Source organism: Shinella sp. HY16 (assembly GCF_028534175.1).
In the GTDB taxonomy this organism is placed as follows: Bacteria; Pseudomonadota; Alphaproteobacteria; order Rhizobiales; family Rhizobiaceae; genus Shinella.
In genome coordinates this window covers 244,938-259,805 of the sequence record NZ_JAHYXL010000005.1, presented here as the reverse complement: position 1 = coordinate 259,805, position 14,868 = coordinate 244,938, and the positions used below count along the sequence as shown (strand labels likewise).

The window sequence follows — 14,868 nt, the reverse complement described above, 5'->3', positions numbered from 1 at the left end:
CAACCGCACTCTGGGAGGGGTGACCATGCGCAAGATCGATGTGAACGAGGCGATCGACAAGGCTCGCTTCGGCAGTTTTCAATGGACGGTGGTGGTGCTCTGCGCGCTGCTGCTGATCGCCGACGGCTATGACGTCTTCATCGCCGGCACGGTGTTGCCGACGTTGATCAAGGAATGGGGGCTGAGCAAACCTCAGGCCGGTGCGCTGCAGGCCTGGGCGCTGTTCGGCATGATGTTCGGCGCGCTGATCTTCGGACCGCTCGCCGACAAGATCGGGCGCAAGAAGGGCATTGCGATCAGCTTCGTGCTGTTCACGGTCTCGACGCTGCTGACGGGCTTTGCCGCCTCGCCGGGCGAATTTACGGTCTATCGTTTCTTCGCAGGCCTCGGCTGTGGCGGCCTCATGCCCAATGTCGTCGCCCTCATGAACGAATATGCGCCGAAACGGCTGCGCAGCACGATGGTGGCGTTGATGTTTTCCGGCTACTCGGTCGGCGGCATGGTCGCCGCAAGCCTCGGCATCTGGATGATCCCGCAATATGGCTGGCAGCCGATGTTCTTCGTCGCCGCCGTTCCCTTGCTGATCCTGCCTCTCATCCTGTGGAAACTGCCGGAATCGCTCGGCTTCCTGCTGCGCCAGGGCCGGCAGGACGAGGCCCGGCGCATCTATGCCCGCATCGAAACGGGGGAACGCCTGATGAGCGACGACACGCTCGTCTTCACGGAGACAAAAGGCGCCGCCGCATCGGTCGCGGAACTCTTCCGCCACCAGCGGGCAACGCGGACAGTTCTGCTCTGGGCCGCCTTCTTCTGCTGCCTTCTGCTCGTCTATCTGCTTTCCTCCTGGCTGCCGAAGGTCATGCAGGAAGCCGGCTATGCGGAAAAGGCCAGCCTGATGACGCTCTTCTCGCTCAACTTCGGCGGCATGGCCGGCGCGATTGCCGGCGGCTGGCTCGGTGACCGGTTCGGCCTGCCGAAGGTGGTAATCGGATACTTCGCCGCGGCCACGCTGTCGATCGCGCTCGTCGGTTTCGGCCTGCCGGTAACACTGCTGTTCCTTGTGGTCTTCATCGCCGGTGCCACCACGATCGGCACGCAGATCCTGCTCTATGCCAGCGTCGCCCAGCTCTACAACCTCTCGGTCCGCTCCACCGGCCTTGGTTGGGCATCCGGCGTCGGCCGCATCGGTGCCATTGTCGGGCCGACGCTTGGCGGCATGCTGCTGGCAAAGGAACTGCCCTTGCAGCAGAACTTCCTGATCTTTGCCGTACCGGCAGCGATCTCGACACTTGCCATGCTGGCCTTCGCCTTCAGCCATGCACGCCGCGCGGAGGCGGCCACGCTCGTCACGGCCTAAGCGCAGATGGGCTCACGAGGATAAAGACGGTTGGTCGGAGGATCCTCTCCGGGTCAACCACACAGGCACGGCGGCGTTTTCACGCCGCCGTGCCTGTGTTAGGGAGCGCAGCACTTCGACCGGAATTTCAAAGGTGAGCCTTCCATGAACGCTGCGCTGTACGCAGACTATGTCGCCGACCTGAGAGGTCTGTTTACGGACCTGGATCGCCATCCCGAACGCTTCCAGACTTTCAGCGCCCATCTGGAGCTGGCGTTGGCAGGCGGCCTCGTCGTCTATGAAACGGCGCGCCGCAAAGGCCAGACCGATAGCCTCTATTACGGCCGCCCCGCTGGTGCCGGCACAAACCAGCAGATGTCGCAAGTCTCGGCCTTTGCCGCCATCGATCGGTTCTTTGCTCTCGGCCAGTTCGTTGCGCTCACCGGCGAGAGCAACGAAGGCAAAGGCACACTGGATACGCAGTATCCGCATTGCGCCATCCGTTTTTCCTACCGCCGGAAGGGTCATCCGGCTGCCCGCGCCATGCTCATGGTTTTTGTCGGCTTCAACGACGATGCGGATGCCATGCACTATGTCGCCGGCCACGCCCCGTCGCTCTTTGTTGCCGAGCGGCCTTACCGAACGGAGCGGGCACACGAATGGACCTGACGAGGGCCCACCTCACACGGCGGATCCCCTCGATGTGTTGAGGGCGGCACGGCGCCGAAGGATCTTCGGCGCCGCACAACCCCTGCAAAGGCTGCCGGCGGCCCGCAGGGGCTGCCGTACTCCGTTTCAGCCCGCGGTTCGGAAGGAACGCGCCGCATCCACGATGGCATGTGTATCGATGCCGAAATGCGCATAGAGATCGGCAATCGTGCCCGTCTGGCCGAAATGCTCGACACCGAGCGAAACCGTACGGTTCCCTTCCACCGCGCCAAGCCAGGCGAGCGTCGCCGGATGGCCATCGGTGGCGGTGATGAGGCCCGCATCGCGCGGAACGGTGGAAAGCAGCGTCTCGATATGGCTGCGGGCGCTGGCATCCCCCTGGCGGCGGGCGCGCTGTGCCGCCGTCCAGCCGGCATTGAGCCTGTCGGCCGATGTCACCGCCAGCACCGAAACGTCGCCATGCGTCTCGGCGAGACGCCCGGCCGCCATCAAGACTTCCGGCGCGATGCACCCCTGATAGGCAAGCACGATGCGGGTGCGTGCCGAAGGCGGACGCAGCCAGTAGGCGCCGTCGATCACGCCTTGCCGGAAGGCCGGATCCTCGCGGCGAAGCGCGATCTGCTCCAGCGGCCGCGTCGTCAGGCGCAGATAGACAGACCCGCCAGTCTCGTCGCGAAGCCAGGTGCGCCTGTCGTGCGTGCCGTCGCCGTCGCGCTGCATGTAGTCGAAGGACCAGTCCATGATGACGGACAGCTCGTCGAGGAAAGCCGGCTCGAAGCTTGCCAACCCGTCCTGGCTCATGCCGATGAGCTGCGAGCCGATCGACTGGTGCGCTCCGCCTTCCGGCGCCAGCGTCACGCCGGACGGCGTACCGATGATCATGAAGCGGGCATCCTGGTAGCAGGCATAGTTCAACGCGTCGAGGCCACGTGCAACGAAGGGATCGTAGACCGTGCCGATGGGCAGCAGCCGTTCGCCGAACAGCGAATGCGACAGGCCGGCGGCACCGAGCAGCAGGAACAGATTCATCTCGGCAATGCCGAGCTCGATATGCTGCCCTGCCGGACCGAACTCCCATTTCTGTGCCGAGGGCACGCGCTCGTCCCGGAAGGTGTCAGCCATCCGCTCGCGGGCGAAAAGGCCGCGGCGGTTGACCCAGGGCCCGAGATTCGTGGAAACCGTCACATCCGGCGCCGTGGTGACGATACGTGCCGAAAGGGCATCGTCACGCTTGGCGATCGCATCGAGGATCTTGCCGAAGCCGGCCTGCGTCGACAATTCGCGGTCATCGAGGAAAACCGGGCCGGAGGAGGGCACGGCAGGGGAGGTGAAGCGTCGCGCACCCTTGGCGAAGAACGGCACCGTCTTCAGGAACGTGCGTACGGGGGCAGGCGAGGGGATTGCCCCGAACGTCTCCCACTCCGTACCCGGCACGACACCGACGCGCTCCTGGAACGTCTCCATCTGCGCCTTGGTCATCAGGCCGGCATGATTGTCCTTGTGGCCGGCAAGCGGCGTGCCCCAGCCCTTGATCGTATAGGCGAGAAAGACGGTCGGCCGGTCGTGATCGATACTCTCGAACGTATCGATCAGCGTTTCGAGGCAATGGCCGCCAAGGTTGCCCATGAGATCGGAAAGCGCGGTGTCGCTGCGCGCCGCCAGGAGGTCGGCGACACCCGGCTGCGTGCCGATCTCGTCTGTGAGACGCTTGCGCCATGCAGCTCCGCCCTGAAAAGTCAGCGCGGAATAGAGCTGGTTCGGACAACGGTCGATCCAGTCGCGCAACGTCTCGCCGCCCGGTTCCCGGAAGGCGGCCTGCTGGAGCGCGCCGTATTTCAGCACCTTCACATCCCAGCCGAAAGCGGTGAAAATGCCTTCAATGCGCTGCCACAGGCCTTCATGCACCACGCCGTCCAGGCTCTGCCTGTTGTAGTCGATCACCCACCAGGTGTTGCGCAGATCGTGTTTCCAGCCTTCCTGCAGGCATTCATAGATGTTGCCCTCGTCGAGCTCCGCATCGCCGACCAGCGCGATCATGCGCCCGCCGGGCTGCGTCTTCGCCCAGGGCTTGGCAGCAATGTAGTCCTGCACGATCGAGGCAAAGGCGGTGATCGCCACGCCAAGCCCGACGGAACCGGTGGAAAAATCGACGTCGTCGATGTCCTTGGTGCGGCTGGGATAGGATTGCGCGCCGCCGAACCCACGGAAATTCTCGAGTTTTTCGCGTGTCTGGTTGCCCATCAGATACTGGATGGCATGGAAGACCGGCGAGGCATGCGGCTTGACGGCAACACGGTCCTCCGGCCGCAGCACATGGAAGTAGAGTGCCGTCATGATCGAGGCGAGCGAGGCCGAGGAGGCCTGGTGGCCGCCGACCTTCACCTCGCCCTTTTCGCGCAGGTGGTTGGCATTATGGATCATCCAGCAGGCATGCCACAGCACCTGCCGCTCCAGGTCCTTCAGGCATTCCAGCTGCGCTGGCGTCAAGGCCGCCTCGTTCATGCTCGTCTCACTCCCCGTCCTCAAATGACCAGGAATGCTACACCGGCACAAACGGGAAAACTGACCGCAGTTGACCGGCAATCACGAAATTGCGAAACAGAATTCCGATAACTCCTCTTTTTGCGGTCAGTCATGCCGATTTCCAAACCAGGCCTCGATGCGGCCTCCATCCGCATCCTCGATCTCCTGCAGCAGAATGCCGAAATGAGCGTTTCGGAACTGGCGGAGGCAACGGGCCTGTCGGCCTCCCCTTGTTGGCGGCGGGTCAACGACCTCAAGGAAAACGGCGTCATCAAGGGTTCGGTCGCGCTGGTCGATGCACAGGCGCTGGGGCTGGCGGTCAATGTCTTCGTGCAGGTTTCGCTGAAGCAACAGGACCGGGAATCGCTCGACGTCTTCAACGCCGCCATCCGCACCAAGCCGGAAATCGTCGAATGCTACCTGATGACCGGGGAGGCGGACTACATGCTTCGCGTGGTGGTCGAGGACCTGATGAAATTCCAGGCCCTCGTCGTCGACTTCCTCACGCTCATCCCTGGTGTCGCCAATATCCGCTCGAGTTTCGCGCTCAGTCAGATCAAGTATACGACGGCGCTTCCGACCGACCATCTCAAGGGACGGCCCTGAGCGGCGAGGACTCCTCCGTCCGGCTCAGGACGGGATGATCTCGTGGGTCTGCTGCGCCTCCGTCAGCAGCGCGACCATCTCCGCCTCCGCCGAGGCCTCATCGCGCGCGAAGACCGCGTCCGCAACCCGCTTGTGGCGCCGGATCCAGCGGTCATCCTCCTCGCTCGTGGCCCGTAGGCCTGCGTGGAAGAGGTGGCGCAGGCCGACCGAAATCAGCTCGCCGAGCGAGAAGAAGAGGCGATTTCCCGACGCGCGCAGGATGGCGATGTGGAAGGCGACATCCTGCTCGACCCGGTCGTTCTCGTCGAGATAGGTCGCCATGCCGCGCAGCGCGCGCCGGACCGTCGCTTCATTGGCCTGATCGTGGTTGCGCGCCGCCATACGCGCCGCCTTCGGCTCGATCGCCATGCGCAGAGCATAGAGGTCCGAGATCGCCTTTTCCGCCTGGTTTGCATCCTGCAGCGCCCAGTCGAGCACCAGAGAATCCATCATGTTCCACCGTTCGGTGGACCGTACGACGACGCCGATCTTGGGTTTGCCTTCGATCAGGCCCTTTGAGCTCAGGATTTTCAGGGCTTCACGCGTCGCGGTACGCGAGGCGCTGAAGGTCTGGCCGATATCGGTCTCGCTGCCGATCACCGCACCCGGCTTGTAGTGCCCGGAAACGATACGTTTTCCCATGGTGGTGACGATCGTCTCGTGGACGCTGACCGATGCTGCGTCCGGCGTCTCCATCTCGTGCTGCTGCGTCAAACCTTGCCCCCCCGCCGTCTCTTGTTCCCGCTGGCATAGCGGAAATGACCCCGACGCGCAAACAGTCGCACACAAAATCCAATAGTACTACACTTGACACAAACAATAGTATCGATATGTTCGCGCCATCGTGAGCGAGGCCGGAGGAGCCCGATCCCAGCCCTATGGGATCCAAACGTCGCGGCCACACCGGATCTGAAGAGGAGGAGAGCATGATGAACAGAGAGATACGCCTGAGCCGGCGCCAACTGATGACTGGCGCCGCGGCGGCGGCCTTCGGGCTGACCGTCGCGCCGCGGCTGAGCTTCGCGCAGACGGCAGAAGAAGCGCGCGCAGGTTTTGCCGGCGCCGATGTCGACTGGATGGCCTTCAAGGGCGAGAGCCTGACGATCGAGGCGATGACGCATCCGTGGAGCGCGGCGATCGAGCCCCTGCTGCCACTCTTCACAGAGCTGACCGGCATTTCCGTCAAGCTGAACACCCAGTCCGAGACGGAATACACCTCACAGATGCCAATCAAGCTCGGCGCCAAGTCGGCCGAGCCCGACGTGATGATGATCCACGCGCTCGGCCAGTTCGTCTCCGCCGGCTGGGCTGAGCCGCTCGACGCCTATTATGCTGACAAGGCACTGTTCGATGCCGCCTGGTACGATCAGGACGACATCTTCGCCATGGCACGCGACTTCCCCGCCCAGACAGACGGGCAGAACTATTCGATGTCGATCACCGCCGAGGCGCAGACGCTGTTTGCCAACAAGGCGATGCTCGGCGAAGCCGGCCTTGCCGTTCCCGCGACGATGGACGACCTTCTCGCTACGGCACTGAAGCTGAAGACCGACACCGTAGCGGGTATCGCGATGCGCGCGAAGTCCGACAGCTCCGCCGGTCCCTGGACCTGCGGCGGCTTCGTCTTCTCCTATGGCGGCGAGATCATCGACGGGGAAGGGCGCTGCGTGCTCGACAGCGATGCGGCAATTGCCGGCGTCGAGATGTATGGCCGCCTGTTGCGCGAGGCGGGACCGATCGGCGTCGGCAATTATCACTGGTACGAAGCCCTGAACGACTTTTCCAGCGGCGCCGCGGCGCTCGGCTGCGACAGCTCGAACTTCGCCACCGACATTTCCAATCCGGAAAAGAGCCTGGTGGCGGGCGATGCGGTCTATGCTGCTTTGCCGCGTGCCGGCGAACACCCCATCAAGCCGAACATCTGGGCCTGGCAGGCCGGCATCAACGCCTATTCGAAGAAGAAGAAGGCGGCGTTCCTGCTCCTCAGCTTCCTCAACTCCAAACCGGGTTGCCTGATGAGTGCGGCCGGCGGGCTCGCCACCGTGCGCAATTCCGCCTGGAAGAGCGAGGCGTTCCAGAAGCGCTTCGGTGCCGAGGCATCGGCAGCCGCCCTCCTCAACCTCAATTCCGGTGACGCCAAAATCTTCAAGGCGGCCTGGTTCCACAAGAAATCCAGCGAGATCCTCGACCCCTTCGCCGTGGCGATCAACCAGGTCGTCACCGGCCAGGCCGACGCCAGGGCCGCGCTGACCGCGGCCACGACGAAGATCAATGCTGCCCTCAAGGGCTGACACGGATTTCAAGCCCCCCGAGCGTTTCGGTCGGGGGGCTCCCGATCAGAAAGGCAGGCCCGTGCCCCTCCGCCAGACCACAATCCAACGCGCCGAGCGCAGCTTCATCCTGTGGATGCTTGCGCCGGCGACGATCCTCATGCTGTCGCTGACGCTCGTCCCCTTCCTCGTCAGCGTCTATCTCTCCTTCACCGATTATTCGCTGACCGCGCCGGACACGATCAACTGGGTCGGCCTCAAGAACTATTCCGACCTGCTCTCTTCCGCCGACTTCTGGGATGCCGCACGCATAACGGCGATCTTCACCATCGTCGCGGTCGGCATCGAGACGGTGCTGGGCGTCGGCATCGCTGCCCTTTTGCATCACGAGGTCCGGCAGGCGTCGTGGCTGCGCGTCATCTATCTCCTGCCGATGGCGATCACCCCGATTGCCGCCACCTTCACCTTCCGGCTGATGTTCAACCCCACGCAGGGTGTGTTGAACTACATGCTCGGCCTGATGGGCGTTTCTCCCAGCGCCTGGACGGCTGCGCCCGAGACTGCGCTCCTGTCACTCATCCTCGTCGACGTCTGGCAATGGACGCCTTTTATCCTGCTCATCGTGATGGGCGGCATGGCAGCGCTGCCGCCGGAGCCGGAAGAGGCGAGCCAGATGGACGGCGCCGGCCCGTTCCGCACCTTCTTCCTCGTCACCCTGCCGCGGCTGAAGCCCTATCTCGCCCTCGCCCTTCTGTTCCGGCTGATCGACGCCTTCAAGACCTTCGACATCATCTTTGTCCTGACCGGCGGCGGGCCGGGCGTCGCCACGCGCACGCTGAACCTGCTCGCCTACAAATACGGCATCGAGTTCCTGTCGATGGGCTACGCCTCGGCACTGGCCATCGTCATGCTCGTCTTCACCCTTGTGGCAGGCCAGGTTTTCCTTCGCCGGCTCGGCCTGTTCGACCTGAAGGATTAAGCGCCATGAAGCTGTTCACCTCCGTCTGGCTGCGCCGGCTGATCCTCTACGTCTTCGCGATCTGGTGCATCTTTCCGCTCTACTGGATCTTCATGACCGCGCTGAAGACGCCGATCCAGGCCATGGCTCGACCACCGCTCTTCCTGTTCGAGCCGACCTTCGCCAATTTCGCCAAGGTCATCGGCAACCCGGACATCTGGGCCTATTTCGCCTCTTCGACGATCGCCGCCGCCGGCTCCAGCCTGCTGACGCTCGCGCTTGGCGCACCGGCTGCCTACATCCTCGCGCGATACTCCTTCCGCGGGCGCGGCGATTTCGGCTTCTGGCTGCTCTCCTCGCGCATGACGCCGCCCGTCGCCATGCTGATCCCGTTCTTCGTGCTCTACTACCAACTCGGTCTGCTCGATACGCATCTGGGTCTGATCCTCGCCCATGTCACGCTCAACCTGTCGATCGTGGTCTGGCTGCTGCGCGGCTTCTTCTCCGAACTGCCCCGCGAGATCGAGGAGGCGGCAAGCCTAGACGGCGACAACCATTTCCAGGTTTTCACCCGTATCACCCTGCCGCTCGCCATGCCCGGACTCATCTCGGTCGGCATCCTGATCTTCCTCCTCTCGTGGAACGAGTTCCTCTTCGCACTGGTGCTGGGGGATTCGGCGGTGCGCACCGTGCCGGTCGGCCTCTATGGCTTCATCGGCTACCAGACGATCGCCTGGGCAGAGCTTTCGGCTTCCGCCAGCCTGCTCATCATCCCCATCATCCTCTTCATCCTTGTCTTCCAGCGCCACCTCATCCGTGGCCTGACCATGGGGGCCTATCGCTGACATGACCGAAATCACGCTTCAATCCATCACCAAGAGCTGGGGTGCGCTGACCGCACTGAAGCCCATCGATCTCCATATCCCCCACGGCGAGTTCCTCGTCCTGCTCGGCCCCTCAGGCTGCGGCAAGACAACAACCATGCGCATCATCGCCGGGCTGGAGACCGCCTCCACCGGCACTGTGCTGAAGGACGGCGCCGACATCACCAACCGCCTGCCGCGCGAACGCAACATGGCGATGGTGTTCCAGAACTACGCGCTCTATCCGCATATGAAAGTGCTGGACAATGTCGCCTATCCGCTGCGCGCCCGCGGCATGGCTAAGGCCGAGCGGGAAAAGACCGCCCTTGCCGCACTGGAGAAAGTGGGCCTTGCACCCTATGCGAACCGGCTGCCGAAGAACCTCTCGGGCGGCCAGCGCCAACGCGTAGCACTCGCCCGTGCGCTCGTGCGCTCGCCGGATGTCTTCCTGATGGACGAGCCGCTGTCGAACCTCGACGCCAAGCTGCGCGGCGCGATGCGGGCCGAGATCAAGCACATCCAGCGCGAGACCGGCATCACGACCATCTACGTCACCCACGACCAGATCGAGGCTATGACGCTGGCCGACCGCGTGATCATCATGGAGGCCGGCGAAATCCGCCAGATCGGCACGCCGGACCAGATCTACGACGATCCCGACAACCTGTTCGTCGCCGGCTTCCTCGGCTCGCCGCCGATGAACTTCATTCCCGGCGACATCCAGGGCGGTGCCTTCCGCTCCGGCAAGGCCAGCATCGCGGCGGCGGGCATAGCCGACGCGAAAGAAGCCCAGCTCGGCATTCGCGCCGAGGACATCACGGTCGCCACCGAGGGCGAGGCGGGTGACCTCACGGTCACCGTCTATTCCGTGGAGCCGACGGGCGATGCGACGCTTGTCGTCGCCGACCACGGCAAGGGCCGGCTGGTGCTCAAGGCCGACAAGCACTTCCGTCCGGAGATCGGCGCCACCGTCCACCTCCGGCTCTCCCCCAATGGCATCCGTTACTTCGACAGCGCATCCGGCGCCCGGCTGAGGACTTCCCAATGAAAATCACCAAACTCGAAACCTTCGTCGTCGCCCCGCGCTGGCTGTTCCTCAAGGTTACCACGGACGAGGGCATTTCCGGTTGGGGCGAACCGGTGCTCGAGGGTCATGCGGAAACGCTGGCGGCAAAGATACGCGAGTTGGAAACCCTTCTCATTGGCCGCGATCCACTGCTGATCGAAGACACCTGGCAGATGATCTACCGCAACGGCTGCTACCGCGGCGGCCCCGTCCTGATGAGCGCCATGTCGGGCGTCGACATGGCGCTGTGGGACATCAAGGGCAAGGCCTTCGGCCAGCCGGTGCATGCGCTGATGGGCGGCAAGGTGCGCGACAAGGTTCGCACCTATCGCTGGATCGGCGGCGACCGGCCCGACAATCTCGTCGCCGATGCGACAGCGCTTATCGAGGCCGGTTATGACGCGTGCAAGCTGAATGCGACCGAGGAGGTCCAGTTCCTCGACAGCTATGCCAAGATCGACCGGATCGTCGCCAAGCTCGGCGAACTGCGCGATGCGGTCGGCACCCGCATGGATCTCGCCTTCGACTTCCACGGCCGCCTGCATGCGCCTATGGCAAAAATCCTGCTGAAGGAAATCGAGCCGCTCCGGCCGATGTTCATCGAGGATGCGGTGGTCTCGGCTCAGGTCGACCACATGGCGGACCTTGCGCGCACCACGTCCATTCCCCTCGTCATCGGTGAGCGCCTGCACAGCCGCTACGATTTCCGCGCCGTCTTCGAAAAGCGCGCGGCCGGCATCATCAATCCGGATACGGCCCATGTCGGCGGCATCTCCGAAATGGTGCGTATCGGCCATATGGCGGAAAGCTACGACATCGCCATGGCACCCCATTGCCCGCTCGGGCCAATCGCGCTGGCCGCCAGCCTCCAGGTCGATGCGATCTGCTACAACGCCGTCATCCAGGAGCAATCCCTCGGCATCCACTACAACAAGGGCGGCGACCTCAACGACTACCTGAAGCCGGAAAGCCGCTTCAAGATCGAAGCCGGCTTCCTGCCGATCCCGATGGGTCCCGGTCTCGGCATCGACGTGGACGAGGACTTGGTGCGCGCCCGCGCCGTGGAAGGTCACGTCTGGCGGGCGCCGGTCTGGCGCCATGCGGACGGCTCGATTGCGGAATGGTGAGATGACGGACTTCGACTACATCATCGTCGGCGGCGGCTCCTCCGGCTGCGTAACCGCGGCAAAACTGGTTGGCGAACATGGCGCCCGCGTCGCACTCATCGAGGAAGGGCCGTCGAACCGCCATCCGCTGCTGCGCATGCCGGCCGGCTTCGTGAAGATGCTGAAGGGCAGCAAATACCTGACCTTACACAAGACGGAACCGCAACCGCAGCTCGACGGCCGGTCGCACGACCTGCCGCAGGGCCGCGTGCTCGGCGGCGGCTCGACCGTCAACGCCATGGTCTACATGCGTGGCCGGCGGTCCGACTACGACGAATGGAACCACATGACGGAGGCCGGCCCCAACTGCATCAGCTGGAGTTGGGACGATATCCTGCCACACTACCGCCGGCAGGAAGGCAACCAGTCGCTCGCCGGCCCTGCGCATGGGACGGACGGGCCGCTGAAAGTCTCCAACCCGCGCCATATCGCCGAAATCTCCCATGTCTTTGTCAAGACGCTACAGGAGATGGGGCTGCCGCTGCGCAACGATTTCAACGACGGCACGCAGGCCGGCGTCGGCTACATGCAGACGACGATCGGCGGCGCCCGCCGCTGCGGGGCGGTCGAGGCCTTCATCGAGCCCGTGGCCACCAATCCGAAACTGACCGTCATGACTGGCGTGCGCGTCCTGCGTCTCCTCATCGAAGGCGGCAGGGCGGTGGGCGTCGAAATCGCCGAAGGCCGCCAGATCCGCAAGCTCCATGCGGCAAACGAGGTCATCCTCACAGCCGGCGCCTTCGGCACGCCGAAAATCCTGATGCTTTCGGGCATCGGCCCGGCACGCGACCTGCGCCGGCACGGCATCGCCATCGAGGCGGACCTTGCCGGCGTCGGCGAGAACCTGATGGACCACCACGAGGTTCCGCTGGTCGCTGCCACCCATGAAAAGCTCGGCTATTACGGCGAGGACCGCGGCCTGCGCATGCTCCGCAATGGCCTGCAATACATGCTGTTCGGCTCCGGCCCCGTTTCGACGAACGGCTGCGAGACCTGCGCCTTCATCAATCCGCTCGACCCCGCGGGCGAGCCGATGATCCAGTTCTACTGCGTCCCGACCGTCTATCTCGACCGCGACGTCATGGGTGTCGCGCCCACGGACGGCGTCACGCTCAACTCCTGCCTGCTGCAGCCGAAGGCGCGCGGCACGGTGCGCCTTCGCTCGGCCGATCCGGCAGCCCTGCCGATGATCAACTCCAATTATCTCGGCCATGAGGACGATATCCGCCACGAGATCGCCGGCCTGCGCTTTGCCCGCGAGGTGCTGAAAACCGGGCCGATGGCGAAGGTGATCAAGGGTGAGATTTTCCCCGGTGAGGCCTTCCGCTCCGATGCCGAGCTGCTTGCCCATTGCAAGCGCACGGTCAAGACCAATTACCACCCCTGCGGCACCGCCCGCATGGGAGCCGAGGACGATCCGCTCGCCGTGCTGACGCCGGACCTGCGCGTCAAGGGCATCGAGGGCCTGCGCGTCTTCGACGTTTCCATGATGCCCCGCATTACCAGCGGAAACACCAACGCGCCCGCCATGGCGGTCGCAGATCGCGGCGTTGACATCATGATGGGTGCAGCATGACAAGAACCAACATTCACGACGGCGTCTACGCCGTGCTCTTTGCCCTGTTCGACGCGCAAGAGGCGCTCGATCACGGTGCGATGAAGGCGCAGATCGAGTACTGCGTCGAGACCGGTTGCCACGGCATCACCGTGCTGGGACTGGCGACCGAGGTGCTCAAGCTCACCTTCGCCGAACGCTGCGCACTGGTCGAAACGACAGCACGCGCCAATGCGGGCCGGTTGCCGTTTTCGGTGACCATCGCCGGCAATTCGGTGGGCGAGCAGGTGGAGCTTGCAGCCTGCGCAGCAGCGGCCGGAGCTGACTGGCTCATCCTCCAGCCGCCGATGGTCGGCAGCTATGGCGCGGATGTCTATCTCGACTTTTTCGCCCGTGTCGCGACATCGACCACGCTGCCCGTCGCCGTGCAAAACGCACCGCAATATCTCGGCCGCGCCCTTTCCGGCGAAGACCTCGTCCGCCTGAAGCAACGGGCTCCCAAGCTTGCCGCCGTGAAAGCCGAGGACGCGGCGCTCGGCTTGGCCCGCATCATCGACGTGGCGGGCGACAGCCTTGCGGTCGTCGGCGGGCGGGGCGGGCTGGAAATGACCGATGCCCTTCGCATCGGTTGCCGCGGTTTCGTGCTCGCGCCCGACATCGCACCGGTCGCGGCCCGTATCTTCGACCTGTGGCAGGCGGACCGCCACGTGGAGGCCGAGGCGCTCTATGCCGCAGCGCTTCCCGCCGCCACCTTCGTCATGCAGTCGCTCGAACATCTCATCACCTACGGCAAGCGCATCTTCGGCGAAAATGCCGGTATCGCGATCCACGACCGAGCCCCGTGCCTGCCCGTCCAGCCCGTCGGACTGTCGATCGCCCGGCAATGGTCCGAAACCCTTTCCCGTCTGCAACAGGAGCGGCCATGAGCGGCATCGTCCTCGACAATGGAACCCTTCGCCTGCGCCTCGAGCCTGATTTCGGCGGACGGGTAAACGAACTCACCGATCTTACGACCGGCCGCAACTGGCTGGTTCCGGGGCCTGCAGTCGGCTCGCCCGCCCAGGATGCGACCTTTGGCGTCGAACAGGCACGCGGCTGGGACGAATGTTTTCCCTCCGCCGCGGCATGCGAGGTGAGCGCCTGGCCGATGACGCTTCGCGACCACGGCGAATTCTGGGGCCGCCAGGTCGACATGGAAGCGACGGACGAAAGCATCACGACAACCGGCCGGGCCGGCCCGCTCAGTTTCCAGCGTACCCTGACGCTCGATGGCAATCGCCTCACCCTCGTCTATCGCACCTCGAACGAAGGTTCGCTTGCGATGCCCTATCTGTGGTCCCAGCATCTTCTCATCGCACCGGAAGAGGGCGACAGGCTCCGCTTGCCGGGTATCGAAGCCCTGGACGCGGCCTTCCTCAGCCACAACGGGCACCTTCTTGCGAAGGGCCCTGTCACCTTCCCGGACCCGGGCCGGGATGGCCTGCCAGCCCTTGACCGGATCCATCCCCTGAAAACCCGTTTCGCCGCAAAATTCTTTGCCTCCGTGGAAGGGCTGGCCGAGGCGCGTATCGTCGGAGATCGCGGAACCTTCACTCTGCGCTGGAATGCGGAGGCTACCGGGCATCTCGGCCTCTGGCTGGATTATGGCGGCTGGCCTGCCGAGGCGCCCGTCAGCCAGATTTCCCTCGCCCCCACCACGGCACCGATGGAGAGCCTTGCCGATGCGGTCGCCGGCGGCAAGGCCGTTTGGCTCCAGCCGGGCGAAACGCGGGAATGGAGCCTATCCATCAGCATCGAAGCGGCAAGGGAGAGCTGAC

General features: G+C 64.2%; 13 protein-coding genes. 11 read left to right on the top strand and 2 right to left on the bottom strand.

What is annotated here, in order from left to right:
* Nucleotides 1-25: 25 nt before the first annotated feature.
* Both K0P03_RS31635 and K0P03_RS31630 read left to right on the top strand, forming a co-directional pair.
* Nucleotides 26-1,357, top strand: coding sequence for an MFS transporter (locus tag K0P03_RS31635; protein ID WP_050745284.1), 1,332 nt, complete (start codon nt 26-28; stop codon nt 1,355-1,357).
* Between the two features lie 144 nt (nt 1,358-1,501).
* Entirely contained in the window at nt 1,502-2,005 is a 504-nt protein-coding gene (locus tag K0P03_RS31630; RefSeq protein ID WP_272791723.1) for a hypothetical protein, read from the top strand.
* 126 nt (nt 2,006-2,131) lie between these two features.
* On the opposite strand, the gene K0P03_RS31625 is transcribed toward K0P03_RS31630, so the two are convergent.
* Nucleotides 2,132-4,507 (bottom strand): transketolase-like TK C-terminal-containing protein, encoded by a 2,376-nt coding sequence (locus K0P03_RS31625; protein ID WP_272791722.1) that lies wholly within the window; start codon nt 4,505-4,507, stop codon nt 2,132-2,134.
* Between the two features lie 132 nt (nt 4,508-4,639).
* Here K0P03_RS31625 and K0P03_RS31620 point away from each other — a divergent pair, with 132 nt between their 5' ends.
* Nucleotides 4,640-5,134 (top strand): Lrp/AsnC family transcriptional regulator, encoded by a 495-nt coding sequence (locus K0P03_RS31620; RefSeq protein WP_272791720.1) that lies wholly within the window; start codon nt 4,640-4,642, stop codon nt 5,132-5,134.
* Nucleotides 5,135-5,158: 24 nt separating this feature from the next.
* On the opposite strand, the gene K0P03_RS31615 is transcribed toward K0P03_RS31620, so the two are convergent.
* On the bottom strand, nt 5,159-5,887 hold the full coding sequence (locus K0P03_RS31615) for a FadR/GntR family transcriptional regulator (protein WP_050745280.1): 729 nt from the start codon (nt 5,885-5,887) through the stop codon (nt 5,159-5,161).
* Between the two features lie 212 nt (nt 5,888-6,099).
* On the opposite strand from K0P03_RS31615, the gene K0P03_RS31610 reads away from it, so the two are divergent.
* The 8 genes from K0P03_RS31610 to K0P03_RS31575 all read left to right on the top strand — a co-directional run bounded on the left by K0P03_RS31610 (nt 6,100) and on the right by K0P03_RS31575 (nt 14,867).
* On the top strand, nt 6,100-7,464 hold the full coding sequence (locus tag K0P03_RS31610) for an ABC transporter substrate-binding protein (RefSeq protein WP_272791719.1): 1,365 nt from the start codon (nt 6,100-6,102) through the stop codon (nt 7,462-7,464).
* A 61-nt stretch (nt 7,465-7,525) separates the two neighbouring features.
* On the top strand, nt 7,526-8,422 hold the full coding sequence (locus K0P03_RS31605; RefSeq protein ID WP_050745278.1) for a carbohydrate ABC transporter permease: 897 nt from the start codon (nt 7,526-7,528) through the stop codon (nt 8,420-8,422).
* A gap of 5 nt (nt 8,423-8,427) precedes the next feature.
* Nucleotides 8,428-9,246: a carbohydrate ABC transporter permease gene (locus K0P03_RS31600; RefSeq protein ID WP_272791717.1), complete on the top strand. Its 819-nt coding sequence runs from the start codon at nt 8,428-8,430 to the stop codon at nt 9,244-9,246.
* 1 nt (nt 9,247) lies between these two features.
* Nucleotides 9,248-10,312, top strand: coding sequence for an ABC transporter ATP-binding protein (locus K0P03_RS31595; protein ID WP_272791716.1), 1,065 nt, complete (start codon nt 9,248-9,250; stop codon nt 10,310-10,312).
* Nucleotides 10,309-11,457: a galactonate dehydratase gene (gene dgoD, locus K0P03_RS31590; RefSeq protein ID WP_272791715.1), complete on the top strand. Its 1,149-nt coding sequence runs from the start codon at nt 10,309-10,311 to the stop codon at nt 11,455-11,457. Before K0P03_RS31595 ends, dgoD begins: the two co-directional genes overlap by 4 nt.
* Before the next feature lies 1 nt (nt 11,458).
* Nucleotides 11,459-13,072: a GMC family oxidoreductase gene (locus tag K0P03_RS31585; RefSeq protein ID WP_272791714.1), complete on the top strand. Its 1,614-nt coding sequence runs from the start codon at nt 11,459-11,461 to the stop codon at nt 13,070-13,072.
* Nucleotides 13,069-13,977: a dihydrodipicolinate synthase family protein gene (locus K0P03_RS31580; protein ID WP_272791713.1), complete on the top strand. Its 909-nt coding sequence runs from the start codon at nt 13,069-13,071 to the stop codon at nt 13,975-13,977. The genes K0P03_RS31585 and K0P03_RS31580 overlap by 4 nt, the downstream gene beginning before the upstream one ends.
* Nucleotides 13,974-14,867, top strand: a complete 894-nt coding sequence (locus K0P03_RS31575; protein ID WP_272791712.1) for a hypothetical protein — start codon at nt 13,974-13,976, stop codon at nt 14,865-14,867. The genes K0P03_RS31580 and K0P03_RS31575 overlap by 4 nt, the downstream gene beginning before the upstream one ends.
* Nucleotide 14,868 lies beyond the last annotated feature (1 nt).

What these genes read in the sequence shown, in the direction of transcription:
- K0P03_RS31620 (WP_272791720.1), top strand. Translation starts at nt 4,640, where the DNA reads ATGCCGATTTCCAAACCAGGCCTCGATGCGGCCTCCATCCGCATCCTC.
- K0P03_RS31635 (WP_050745284.1), top strand. Translation starts at nt 26, where the DNA reads ATGCGCAAGATCGATGTGAACGAGGCGATCGACAAGGCTCGCTTCGGC.
- K0P03_RS31600 (WP_272791717.1), top strand. Translation starts at nt 8,428, where the DNA reads ATGAAGCTGTTCACCTCCGTCTGGCTGCGCCGGCTGATCCTCTACGTC.
- K0P03_RS31585 (WP_272791714.1), top strand. Translation starts at nt 11,459, where the DNA reads ATGACGGACTTCGACTACATCATCGTCGGCGGCGGCTCCTCCGGCTGC.
- K0P03_RS31610 (WP_272791719.1), top strand. Translation starts at nt 6,100, where the DNA reads ATGATGAACAGAGAGATACGCCTGAGCCGGCGCCAACTGATGACTGGC.
- dgoD (WP_272791715.1), top strand. Translation starts at nt 10,309, where the DNA reads ATGAAAATCACCAAACTCGAAACCTTCGTCGTCGCCCCGCGCTGGCTG.
- K0P03_RS31625 (WP_272791722.1), bottom strand. Translation starts at nt 4,507, where the DNA reads ATGAACGAGGCGGCCTTGACGCCAGCGCAGCTGGAATGCCTGAAGGAC.
- K0P03_RS31595 (WP_272791716.1), top strand. Translation starts at nt 9,248, where the DNA reads ATGACCGAAATCACGCTTCAATCCATCACCAAGAGCTGGGGTGCGCTG.
- K0P03_RS31630 (WP_272791723.1), top strand. Translation starts at nt 1,502, where the DNA reads ATGAACGCTGCGCTGTACGCAGACTATGTCGCCGACCTGAGAGGTCTG.
- K0P03_RS31575 (WP_272791712.1), top strand. Translation starts at nt 13,974, where the DNA reads ATGAGCGGCATCGTCCTCGACAATGGAACCCTTCGCCTGCGCCTCGAG.
- K0P03_RS31580 (WP_272791713.1), top strand. Translation starts at nt 13,069, where the DNA reads ATGACAAGAACCAACATTCACGACGGCGTCTACGCCGTGCTCTTTGCC.